An 11,102-nucleotide genomic window follows, 5' to 3' on the forward strand; every position below is an offset into this window, starting at 1 on the left:
TACACTCCTACCCAGGTCTCTTCCCGACGGTTTAGTCCACCTCTGGCGGTGGCGCAATTCAAAGGCGGGAAAAGTGCAAAAGTATAGTTACTTCAAGTGGGTAATGAATGATTAAGATTCATTGTATACGGGTAGAAGGGCAACACGAGAAGAATCTATGACGACTTTGCCCTCTTCGCGGAAGTTTACCGTGACCCGTCCGTTCACATTCGATTGAACCTGACCCAGCCCCCACTCAGGCTGTTGGGGATGGCGGACGATGGCGCCCGGTTCCAGAAAGGCATTCAAATCGCTCATAAGGCCCTCATAACTGGAGGATGGATATGCGGCACAGCCCGAAAGACCTAGCGAACTTGCTTGGGTCGCGCTTATGCCATGACCTCATCTCACCGATTGGCGCCGTATGCAACGGCGTCGAACTGCTTGGGATGGGACCGACAGGCGCAATGCCTGAACTTGCTTTGATTTCCGAAAGCGTGGAAAGCGCGAATTACAAGATTCAGTTCTACCGCGTGGCCTTCGGGATCAGCAGCAACAAACAATACGTCGCCCCGTCAGAGGTGCGCAGAGTGCTGGCGGGCATGTATAAAGGCAGCCGTTTGCGGGTCGAATGGGCTGTTGAGACGGATTCGCTGCGCCCGATAGTCAAGCTGGCGTTCCTGCTGCTGATGTGTGCAGAGGCCGCCCTGCCCTATGGCGGCACCGTCCGGATCAGCGAAACCGAGGATGGCTGGCTCTTGTGCGCCGAAGGCGTCACCAAACAGCTGGACGATGGACTGTGGGATACGCTGCGGCAGACCGACATCGGCGTGACACTGACGCCTGCGCAGGTCCATTTCGGCCTAGCGCCCTTTGCTGCCGAGGACGCCGGTCGCACCATTGACCCAAGTCACGATGAAACCGGCATCACCATTCGGTTCTAAGCTTAGGGACGGATGGTTCCGTCCCCTTCAACCAGATATTTAAAGCTGGTCAGTTGCTCGGCCCCCACGGGGCCGCGCGCATGCATCTTGCCGGTCGCAATACCGATCTCGGCACCCATGCCGAACTCGCCCCCATCCGCGAACTGGGTCGAGGCGTTACGCATCAGGATCGCGCTATCCAGACGGGCAAAGAACTCGGCCGCTGCGCCGTCATCTTCGGTGATAATGCAGTCGGTATGCTGCGAGTGGTGATCGCTGATGTAGGTGATCGCCTCATCCTCATCACCGACAACACGGGCGGCGATGATGCTGTCCAGAAACTCGGTGCCCCAATCGGCATCGGTTGCGGCAACCACACCGTCGATCTGCTGAAGCGCCGCGTCGCCGCGCACCTCAACGCCTTTGTCCAGCAGCGCACGCACCACATCGGTGCCGATAGTCGGCAGGATGTCCTTGTGGATCAGCAGGCACTCTGCCGAGCCGCAAATACCTGTCCGGCGGGTCTTGGCGTTCACCACGACGCGCAGCGCCTTATCGGCGTCGGCTGCGGCGTCCAGATAGATGTGAACGATGCCCTCAAGATGGGCAAAGACCGGCACCCGCGCTTCGCGCTGGACCAGGCCCACCAGGCCCTTGCCGCCACGGGGCACAATCACGTCGATCACGCCGACCATGCCAAGCATTTCCGATACTGCTGCACGATCACGGGTGGGCACCAGCTGGATCGCGTCTTCCGGCAGGCCAGCCGCCTTGAGACCGGCAACCATCGCCGCGTGGATCGCACCCGAGCTGTGAAAGCTTTCCGAGCCGCCACGCAGGATCACCGCATTGCCGGACTTCAGACACAAAGCGCCCGCGTCCGCAGTCACGTTGGGGCGGCTTTCATAGATCACGCCGATGACACCCAGCGGTGTACGAACCTTGCGGATGTGAAGCCCCGAGGGACGGTCCCATTCCGACAGCACCGCGCCAACCGGATCGTCCTGCCCTGCAACCGCCCGCAAGCTGTCGCAGATGCCTTGAATGCGGCCATCGTCCAGCATCAGGCGATCCATCATCGCATCCGACAGGCCCTTGCCGCGACCGAATTCCATATCCTTGGCGTTGGCGGCCTTCACCTCAGCGCGGGCGGCCCACAGCGCATCGGCTGCGGCTTCAAGCGCGTGACGCTTGGCCTCGGCTGGAGCAACAGCCAGAACCCGTGCTGCGGCCTGCGCCTTTGCGCCAAGCTCTGCCATCATTACGGAAATGTTCTCGCTGTCCTTCATGGCTTGTACTCCTTAAAAAGCCAGATCGTCCCTATGGACCAATGCCGCGCGGCCCGGATACCCAAGCAACGCCTCAATCTCATCGCTGCGGTGACCACGGATCGCCCGCGCCTCTTCCGCAGTATAGCGCGTCAGCCCCACACCCAAAGCGTGTCCTTCAGGGCTGCGCAGTTCTACCGGATCACCACGGCCAAAATCGCCGATTACACTGGTGACACCCGCTGGTAGCAGGCTTTTGCCGCGTTTCAGAGCCGCAACCGCGCCCGCATCCAGCATCAGCACGCCTTGGGCCTTCATCGCGGAAATCCAGCGCTTGCGGGCCAGTTTCGGATCGCTATGGGCCAAGAACCACGTGCAATTCGCGCCGTTCTCCAGCGCCGACAAGGGCCGCATGACCGAGCCTTCGGTGATCGCCATAGCGCAGCCGCCCGCCGTTGCGGTCTTAGCGGCCATGACCTTGGTCTTCATCCCGCCTTTCGACAGGCCAGAGCCCGCATCGCCTGCCATCGCCTCAATCTCGGGCGTGATTTCAGAGATGGTGTCGTAGCGTACCGCCATCGGGTCAAGCTGCGGGTTGGCCGAGTAGAACCCGTCCACATCCGACAACAGGATCAGTTGATCCGCGCCCACAGTCACCGCGATCTGCGCGGCCATCCGGTCGTTGTCGCCATAGCGGATTTCGTCCGTGGCGACGGTATCGTTTTCGTTCACGATGGGCACTACGCCATAACCGATCAGCGTGGACAGGGTCGCACGGCTGTTCAGGTAACGGCGGCGGTCGGCGCTGTCTTCCAGCGTGACCAGCACCTGAGCGGTCTTGATCCCGTGCGGCGCCAGCACCTCTTCATAGGCGCGGGCCAGACGGATCTGGCCAACGGCCGCAGCGGCTTGGCTTTGTTCCAACGCCAGTTCGGTGCGCGGTAGGCCAAGCACCCCCCGCCCCAATGCGATCGAACCCGAGGACACCAGAACCACGTCCGCGCCGCGATCGCGCAGCATCTTTACGTCTTCGGCTAGCCCCAGCAGCCAGTCTTTCCGCAAATCGCCGGTGGTCTTGTCCACCAGCAGCGCCGAACCGATCTTGATGACGATCCGGCGCGCCTCGGTCAGGGACGCCATGTGGTGTCTTCCTCGTCCGACTGTTCTTCTTTCTTGATGCGCAGACGGTCGTCTTCGATCTGGCCGCGTACGGCACGCAGAACCTCTTGCAGACCTTCGCGGCTGACGCCGGACATCTGCATGACGGGGCCGCCGACGGCCTCTTCCAGTTCGGCCAGCTTTTCCGCCCGCTCTTCATCATCCAGCGCGTCGATCTTGTTCAGCGCGGTGATGCGGGGCTTGTCGGCCAACTCGCCGCCATAGGCTTCAAGCTCGCCAATGATGGTGTGGTAGTCTTCGGCCACAGTGTCCGAGGTGCCATCGACCAGATGGAGCAGAACCGAGCAACGTTCGACGTGACCAAGGAAACGGTCACCGATACCACGGCCTTCCGAGGCGCCCTCGATCAGACCCGGAATGTCGGCCATGACGAATTCGGCGTTGTCCACGCCCACAACGCCAAGGTTCGGGTGCAGGGTGGTGAAGGGGTAATCGGCAATCTTCGGACGCGCGTTCGAACAGGACGCAAGGAAGGTGGATTTACCGGCGTTCGGCAGACCCAACAGACCCGCATCCGCGATCAGTTTCAGACGCAGCCAGATTTCGCGCTCGATCCCTTCCTGACCGGGGTTCGAGCGTCGCGGCGCTTGGTTGGTCGAGGTCTTAAAGCGCAGGTTGCCCCAGCCGCCGTTACCGCCTTTGGCCAGAACCACGCGCTGACCTACTTCGGTCAGGTCGAACAGGACGGTTTCCTGATCCTCATCCAGAATTTCGGTGCCTTCGGGAACGCGCAGGACGATGTCATCGCCATTCGCGCCCGTGCGCTGGTTGCCCATGCCTGGACGACCATTGCCCGCGAAAAAGTGCTGCTGGTAGCGATAGTCGATCAGGGTGTTCAGCCCCTCGACCACTTCGGCGACCACGTCGCCGCCACGCCCGCCGTCACCGCCGTCGGGACCGCCGTATTCAATGAACTTTTCGCGGCGGAAGCTGACGCACCCGGACCCGCCGGAGCCCGAGCGGATTTCGATTCTGGCTAGGTCTAGGAACTTCATGATGCTCTCTCGCTGGCAGTTTGCTGCCTGTTACAGTGTCAGGCCGCCGGCTTCAATCCAGCCGGCGACTATAGGTCCAGATCGGCACGCGGGCATTGCGCGCCACGCAGAAGGTTTCGGCATCCCCAAGAAAGGCGAAACCGCAGTTGGTCAACACCCGCGCAGAGGCGGCGTTCTCCTGAAAGACCTGCGCAAAGAAGGTCTCGTTCTTCAGCGGGTTCGCCTTAACCAGCGCCTTGACCGCTGCCGAGGCCACCCCGGTATTCCAGTGACTAGGCGCAACCCAATAGCCGACCTCGGCCTGATTGCGATCCATCGTCTTGAGACTGATGACACCCATCAGCTCAGAGCCGCCATTGGCGGTGTTGTCCATCGCCCAAACCACCTCGTCTCCGGCAGAGCGGGCCTTCATGGCGCGGGCCACATAGGCCTCGGCGGCGCCGGGCGGATAGGGGTGAGGAATCGCGCTGGTCATCCGGGCCACACGCTCGTCCGCGGCATGAAAGCCGATGGGGCCCTCGTCAGACTTGCGCAGGGGGCGCAAAACGAACCGTCCAGCATCAATATCAGACGCACTCACCTGAATATCTTCTAACATCTGCGTTCAAACTCCTCCGATATGATTGCAGAACCAACAAGAGATGGGGTCACACCCTCCCCGTGCAACACAACCTCATGCAAAAACCATACAAATTGGCTTAAATAAAAAAGGGACCGGCTGACGCCGATCCCCCTGAATATCTTCACCCTTCGGGTTCGGCTTATTCTGCGGCCTCCGCCACAGGCAGAACCGAAATAAAGGTGCGGCCTTTCAGGCCTTTGCGGAAGGTGATGGTGCCTTCTGCGGTCGCGAACAGGGTGTGATCCTTGCCCTGACCTACGCCTTCACCGGGCCACCACTTGTTGCCGCGCTGACGCGCGATGATGTTACCGGGGATAGCATGCTGGCCACCGAACAGCTTGACGCCAAGACGACGACCGGCGCTGTCGCGACCGTTACGGGATGAACCGCCTGCTTTTTTATGTGCCATGGGGTACTCTCCTTACTTCGCCAGTTCTTTGGCCTGTTCGACCCAGCCTTCACGCTGGATACGGCCTTTGAACGACAGTTTCTCGTCCATCTCGGCGATGTCCGCATCGGTCCATGCCGCGATCTGCGCAAAGCTGGTCACGCCGGCTTCAAGCAGTTTCTTTTCCAGAGCGGGACCCACACCCGACAGGGCTTTCAGGTCATCTGCACCGGCAGCAGCAGGAGCGGCTTTCGCCTTGGCTGCTTTCTTGGGCGCTGCTGCTGCGGCCGCGGGGGCTGCTGCAACGGCTACGGCACTGCCTGCACCAAGAGCGGCTTTAACACCGGTCTTGTCGCCACCCTCTGCGAGGATGTCGGTGATGCGAACCAGGGTCAGGTACTGACGGTGACCTTTGGTGCGCTGCGAGCTGTGCTTACGGCGACGCTTCACGAAGTGGATCAGCTTCTCGCCACGGATCTGGTCGACAACCTCTGCCTGAACCGCCGCGCCTTCTACGAAGGGAGCGCCGATCACAGTGGCTTCGCCACCCAGCATCAGAACGTCGTTGAATTGAACAGTTTCACCTGCGTCGGCTGCAAGCTTTTCGATTTTGAGTACGTCGCCCGACTGGACTTTGTACTGCTTGCCGCCGGTCTTGAGGACCGCAAACATGGCTGTATCCTTGTCATATCCCGCGTCTGTCGGCCGCCCGTTCGGGTGTTACTGGCTTTTGCCGCCTAAGACTGCGCGCCCCTCAGGGGGCTGTAGGTTTGAATCAGTTTCGGTCGCACGGGTGCGACACGAGCCGCGTATATCGAGGGGAATCCCCCAAATGTCAACAATTACAAATCCTGCGCGCTTCGAATCTGGGCAATCCCCTGCCCTAGCGCCCGCGAGATCGCCACATACATCACATCAAACCCTTCAAAAAGCGCCCGATGCATGGATTGTCCGGTCTGTCCTTCGGAAAATGCCACATATTGTGCAAGCTCTTCGTCACTGAGGGGCGTGTAAGCCATAAAGAGGTAAGAATAGAGCCATTCTTCGGTTTCGCCCCGCACCTCTTCGACCTGTTCCCAAACTGTGGCCAGCATTTCCCCTTCGGGCATGTCAGCCATCATTCCGCCTTCGGACATCCCCCGATAGAAGGCAAAGTTGGCATTCAGGGCTCCGGCCACATTCGCCTCGATCAGATCATTGGCCTCTATAAAGCGGGTGATCAGGTCCAGACGGGGATTCTCTGCCTGCATGGCGCGGAACATCGCATCGCGGCTGGCCTCATCAATCGCATCATCCAGCAAGGCCGCGCGGGCCGAGACCTCAAGCTCGACCACCTGCTGGCCCAATGGGCTGCCGAAAAAATCAATCGCGTCGGTGATGTCCTTTTCCGCGACCGAGTCGGCAAACTGGAGCCGCAGGGTATCTTCCATAGCTTCGCCGTCGTAAATCTTGCCAACACTCTGCATCCAGCGGTCATTCGCACCGCTCGGCAGCATCTCGTCCCCCAGCTCACGTGCGTAGGTCAGCCCCTCTTGGCGCATGATGCTGATAACATCGTTCACCCGCAGGGATTCCATCAATTGATCGACCTCTTCCTGAGTGGCCGCAACAGCAGGCGTGGCCAAAGCCAATGATATAAGGACGGGCGCAAACCAGTGACGCATGATGTCTCCTCTCGTTAGAGGTCAGATAGTCGGCCCACTCTAGCCTGCCAAGACGGGGTGTTTTCATAAGAATTTCATCTTCGGCAAAAAAACTCGCAAAAAGTGGTTGCAGCCCCCCGAAAGCTTCATTAAACGCCTGCCTCACAGACCCCCGCGGAGAGGTGCCGGAGTGGTCGAACGGGGCGGTCTCGAAAACCGTTGTGGGTGCAAGCCCACCCAGGGTTCGAATCCCTGTCTCTCCGCCACTTTCTTCTGAAAGTGCATTCAGAAACAATCAGTTAGGTTGTTTCGAAAACCCCAAAGATCACAGATGACGACCACACCAGAATGGCGTGTCAGGCTGTATCCTTGCGGTATCTACGATATTAAACAGGCCAGCATTGGCAGCCAGTTTCAAAGGCTACCGCGCTGGATTTAGAGCAATGCGGCGACATATGCGCCCTACTCAGCACGAGACCGCACGGCTGGCCGAACACGCGATTGTTTTACACTATCTGGCTGATTTCCCGTCCATATGACGAACACTGCGGCTGGCTAGAAGGCCCTATCCTAGCGCCCCCGCGGCCCAAAGCAGGCCCAGTCCGAACCCGACCGCGCCAATGGCGCGCAGGTAGCTGCGCCGTAGCAAGCTGCGCTGGGTCAGATCCAGATCGGCACATGACGTGCGGGCGTCAAGCGCGACGCCATTTACCCCATGTATGCCAACGCGCATTGGCAGCGGTGATGCCCGCCGACCCGAATGCCCTGTGCTCTGGCCCATCGTCATTTCGTCACCCCGGTGGTCTTGTGTAGTCATGCCACGCAGCATCAAGGACATTCACTAAGAAAGTCTTAACAGATGCCCAACCGGAGGAGACTTGGGTCAGTCGCACAGATAGGCCAAACGCACCCCGCCCCAATGACGGCCGTTGATGATGATCGGCGCCGAGACGTCCTTCATCATGCGGAACTGGTTATTCCCCATGTCGCGGCGATAGGCCTGCACAAGGAAGGGTCGCTTGCTTTGGCCAGCGGCCAGACCCACACGGTCATCAAAGATACGGCGGTTGCGCGAGTTGGCAGCATTGAACACCGGATCGCCAACCTTCTGGCGGTGGCTGAATTTAAGGTTGTGGGTCGGGATATAGCCATTGCGGTCAATGGCCGCACAGAACACCACTTTGTCAGTGAATTGCAGCATCGGCTCTTGCAGTTGCGGCAGAAGCTGATCCGTCAGATGGGTGAATGATGTCATATGCTGCACGGGATCACTGTGCGGGATCGGCTGGTATTTATCATCGAACATCTGGTCAGACCGGATCAGACCACGCTGAATCGCTTCCTCAAAACGTTTCGAGGCTTCAGCAGCCACTTTCTGCACCGCTTCGATATACGGCGTATCGACCGTCTCGACCCCAAGCTTGGCACACATGCCGGTCAGGGCTTCCGAGCTATCAGTGATCTCAAGCAAAGCATCCGAAGCGGAGGCAAGACTGCTGGAGGACTGCTCGACATTCACGGTCAGTTCGGAAATGTCGCTTTGGGTTTGATACAGCGAGCTGTCGATCTGGCTGGCAGCATCCACGATTTCTCGCTGCGCCTGACGCACATTCCCCAAGGTAGTGGGAAGTTCGCGGATCGTCCCATCCAGACCGCCTGTCTGGCTACGGATCGCCTGCGCCCGCTTGGACGCCTGCCCCGCCTGCGACATCAACTCTTGCAACTCTTTGCCCAGTTCTTCGATGGTATCGCCGATTTCAGAAGTCGCCTGCCCCGCCTGATTGGACAGTTCCTTGACCTCGCCGGCCACGACCATAAAGCCGCGCCCGTGCTGACCGGCGCGCGCCGCCTCGATCGAGGCATTCAGTGACAGAAGGTTGGTCTGGCGGGAAATGCTGGCCACGTGCTGGGACACCTTGGCAACACGGTCCAGCGTCTCGGCCAGCTTCGACAGATGGCCGCTGATCCTGTTGACCTCATCGGTCAACACGGCAACCTCGCCCATGACACCGGTCAGTTCGGTGCTGGTCTCGCCCATGCGGGTTTCAGCCTCTTCAGTGGTCTGAAGGGCCCGGCCAGCGGCCTCGCTGACCAGCTTGCCCTGATTTACAGCATTGGAGGTAAGGTCGCTGATGTTGCGAAACCGCTCCAACTGTTCGGCGGCGCGACTTGAGGTGTCATTTACCTCGCCGGAGATCCGCGCGATCGCCACACTCAGGCCACCGACACGTTCCGCAATGCCAGAGATCGCCCGATTGCGCTCGGCATCCGAAATCGCTGTCGTGCTGTTTGCAGGATCAATGCGCATGAGTTCGACCATGTTTTGCGGGCCCCCTTACCTTTGTCTGTTGCCAGATATTTCCTAAACAAACGTCCCGGATGCTTTTATTTATAGCGTTCCGTGGATCTGACAGGGCGTCCAAAGGGCCACGACGCAAAGACAAACGGATACCCGACCCTCGTCTTATGGTGAAATAGCACGTTGGCCATGCGGCGCATAAAAAGTTCCCGATCACATTTCACGTGATCTTGCAGTTTGCACCTTATCGGCGGGAACCGACCGCCCGCCCGAAGCGAAACCGGCGGTTTCACACGCATTCCTCAGATTGCACGGGCATTGCGGCAACCAATTCCGGCGGCGGGCATTGGTCCAGCATCGCAGCAAGACTGAAAGGAAACGATATGTCGCTGAAGCTGATCATGACCGGTACCACTGCAATTGCCCTGATGGCCGGTGCAGCAATGGCCGCTGACACCGAAATGCCCAACGGCGCAATGGATGAGGCAACGATGCCCTCGGCAACCATGGGCGCTCAGGCTGATGCGACCCCCATGATGCCCGAGGCCGCGCTGGACATGCAACTATCGGCGCTGACCGTTGATGAGGTGCTTGGCATGAACGTGGAAAATCCCGATGGCAATGACGTGGGCGAGATTGATTATGTGATCCGCCAGCCCGCAGGCCCCGCGGCGGTGATCGGGATCGGCGGCTTTCTTGGCCTAGGGGAATACACCGTCGCCCTGCCCCTGACCGATTTCAGCGTGGACGAAGACGGAGACACCCTGATCGTCGCCACCGACGAAGAGGTTCTGGAGCAGATGCCCGAAATCGATGAGGCCGGTCTGGAAAGCGTGGACGGAGATATCCTGATTGCCGATCTGATGCCTCAGATGCCTGCTCCGATGACTCCGGCGACCGACGGCAAAAGCATGGATATGGGCGCAACCACCCACACCCTGCCCACCGCCACGACCGACGATGTGGCCAACGCATCGGATATGATGGAAAAGCCGGAAACAGCGACCAACTAATCGCTATCAAACGGCAGGAATTGCGCGTCCTTCGGGGCGCGCTTTTTGCGTCTCCGCCCTGATATCGCCGCTATGTTCAGGCCGCTTTGGCAGGAATAATGGTCTGCAAACAGAACCCGTTTCCTTCCGGCCACGAATGCACGCTAGTAGCGCCACCCATCCAGGCCGCGAACAGCTTGATCGTGAAGATGGCAGGTTTGGTCTTGCCCGGCGGGAATTCATGCTTGAACTTGAAGGGCTTGAAAAAGCGCGGCAAGCCGATGGGGCGCACCTGTCCGGACGCACCCTGCCCCACAATACGCAACGCATCCTGATCGACCTCCAGCCGCACAGACAGGCTATCCTTGTCGTCAACAAGGGCATCCAGCGTCAGCAAGAATGACACAAGGATATCATGGGTCTTCAAGGGCGGCACGCTTAGCTGTCCTTCGGGAAGATCTATCGAAAAGTCCGTGCCTGCCTCATGCTGTGCGGCCATGGCCATCTCTTGCAGGTTGACCGGCGCGGCCGCCTCTTGGCGCATAGCCGCACGCGCCAGACCGATCATCATGTTCAGCACTTTCTGACTGTCACTGGCCGAGGCCGCAACCTGCCGCCCACGCAGCGACTTTTCTTCCTCTGTTTGCGCCTGCCGCTCGTCCATGAGCTCGCAAAATGAGGCCGCGTGGCGCAAGCCAACGGACACATCGTGGTTCAGCGAGGAATACAGGATCGCTAGGGCATCACGCAGCTCTGCATCCGCCTCTTCAGGCTGCGGCAAAGCCAGCACGGGTACGGCACTGGTCTGTGTCAT

13 protein-coding genes and 1 tRNA gene are annotated in these 11,102 nt (G+C 59.7%); 3 read left to right on the plus strand and 11 right to left on the minus strand.

The window, feature by feature from the left end:
* Positions 1 to 111: 111 nt before the first annotated feature.
* Positions 112 to 297 (minus strand): DUF3553 domain-containing protein, encoded by a 186-nt coding sequence (locus CLV74_RS09940; RefSeq protein WP_106264103.1) that lies wholly within the window; start codon positions 295 to 297, stop codon positions 112 to 114.
* A 149-nt stretch (positions 298 to 446) separates the two neighbouring features.
* On the opposite strand from CLV74_RS09940, the gene CLV74_RS09945 reads away from it, so the two are divergent.
* A complete protein-coding gene (locus CLV74_RS09945) occupies positions 447 to 923 on the plus strand; it encodes a histidine phosphotransferase family protein (protein WP_170108015.1) in 477 nt (158 codons plus the stop codon).
* Positions 924 to 925: 2 nt separating this feature from the next.
* On the opposite strand, the gene CLV74_RS09950 is transcribed toward CLV74_RS09945, so the two are convergent.
* From CLV74_RS09950 to CLV74_RS09980, 7 genes are all read right to left on the minus strand, one after another.
* Positions 926 to 2,191 carry a glutamate-5-semialdehyde dehydrogenase gene (locus tag CLV74_RS09950; protein WP_106264107.1) on the minus strand — a complete coding sequence of 422 codons (1,266 nt, stop codon included), beginning with the start codon at positions 2,189 to 2,191 and terminating at the stop codon, positions 926 to 928.
* A gap of 12 nt (positions 2,192 to 2,203) precedes the next feature.
* Positions 2,204 to 3,310, minus strand: a complete 1,107-nt coding sequence (gene proB / locus CLV74_RS09955; protein WP_106264109.1) for a glutamate 5-kinase — start codon at positions 3,308 to 3,310, stop codon at positions 2,204 to 2,206.
* Entirely contained in the window at positions 3,298 to 4,344 is a 1,047-nt protein-coding gene (obgE, locus tag CLV74_RS09960; protein WP_106264111.1) for a GTPase ObgE, read from the minus strand. The genes proB and obgE overlap by 13 nt, the downstream gene beginning before the upstream one ends.
* Positions 4,345 to 4,396: 52 nt before the next feature.
* Entirely contained in the window at positions 4,397 to 4,942 is a 546-nt protein-coding gene (locus CLV74_RS09965) for a GNAT family N-acetyltransferase (RefSeq protein ID WP_106264113.1), read from the minus strand.
* Positions 4,943 to 5,105: 163 nt separating this feature from the next.
* Entirely contained in the window at positions 5,106 to 5,375 is a 270-nt protein-coding gene (gene rpmA, locus CLV74_RS09970; protein WP_106264115.1) for a 50S ribosomal protein L27, read from the minus strand.
* A gap of 12 nt (positions 5,376 to 5,387) precedes the next feature.
* Positions 5,388 to 6,026 (minus strand): 50S ribosomal protein L21, encoded by a 639-nt coding sequence (locus CLV74_RS09975; RefSeq protein WP_106264117.1) that lies wholly within the window; start codon positions 6,024 to 6,026, stop codon positions 5,388 to 5,390.
* Positions 6,027 to 6,196: 170 nt separating this feature from the next.
* Positions 6,197 to 7,018, minus strand: coding sequence for a DUF2059 domain-containing protein (locus CLV74_RS09980; protein ID WP_106264119.1), 822 nt, complete (start codon positions 7,016 to 7,018; stop codon positions 6,197 to 6,199).
* Between the two features lie 155 nt (positions 7,019 to 7,173).
* On the opposite strand from CLV74_RS09980, the gene CLV74_RS09985 reads away from it, so the two are divergent.
* Positions 7,174 to 7,263, plus strand: a tRNA-Ser gene (locus CLV74_RS09985).
* 299 nt (positions 7,264 to 7,562) lie between these two features.
* Here CLV74_RS09985 and CLV74_RS22560 read toward each other — a convergent pair.
* Together CLV74_RS22560 and CLV74_RS09990 are read right to left on the minus strand one after the other, a co-directional pair.
* Positions 7,563 to 7,778 carry a hypothetical protein gene (locus CLV74_RS22560; protein WP_146134925.1) on the minus strand — a complete coding sequence of 72 codons (216 nt, stop codon included), beginning with the start codon at positions 7,776 to 7,778 and terminating at the stop codon, positions 7,563 to 7,565.
* 102 nt (positions 7,779 to 7,880) lie between these two features.
* Positions 7,881 to 9,317, minus strand: coding sequence for a methyl-accepting chemotaxis protein (locus CLV74_RS09990; RefSeq protein ID WP_106264121.1), 1,437 nt, complete (start codon positions 9,315 to 9,317; stop codon positions 7,881 to 7,883).
* 362 nt (positions 9,318 to 9,679) lie between these two features.
* Here CLV74_RS09990 and CLV74_RS09995 point away from each other — a divergent pair, with 362 nt between their 5' ends.
* Positions 9,680 to 10,309, plus strand: coding sequence for a PRC-barrel domain-containing protein (locus tag CLV74_RS09995; protein WP_106264123.1), 630 nt, complete (start codon positions 9,680 to 9,682; stop codon positions 10,307 to 10,309).
* A gap of 76 nt (positions 10,310 to 10,385) precedes the next feature.
* On the opposite strand, the gene CLV74_RS10000 is transcribed toward CLV74_RS09995, so the two are convergent.
* On the minus strand, positions 10,386 to 11,102 hold the full coding sequence (locus CLV74_RS10000) for a hypothetical protein (RefSeq protein WP_106264125.1): 717 nt from the start codon (positions 11,100 to 11,102) through the stop codon (positions 10,386 to 10,388).

The sequence above is a fragment of the Donghicola tyrosinivorans genome, from assembly GCF_003003355.1.
GTDB lineage: Bacteria > Pseudomonadota > Alphaproteobacteria > Rhodobacterales > Rhodobacteraceae > Donghicola > Donghicola tyrosinivorans.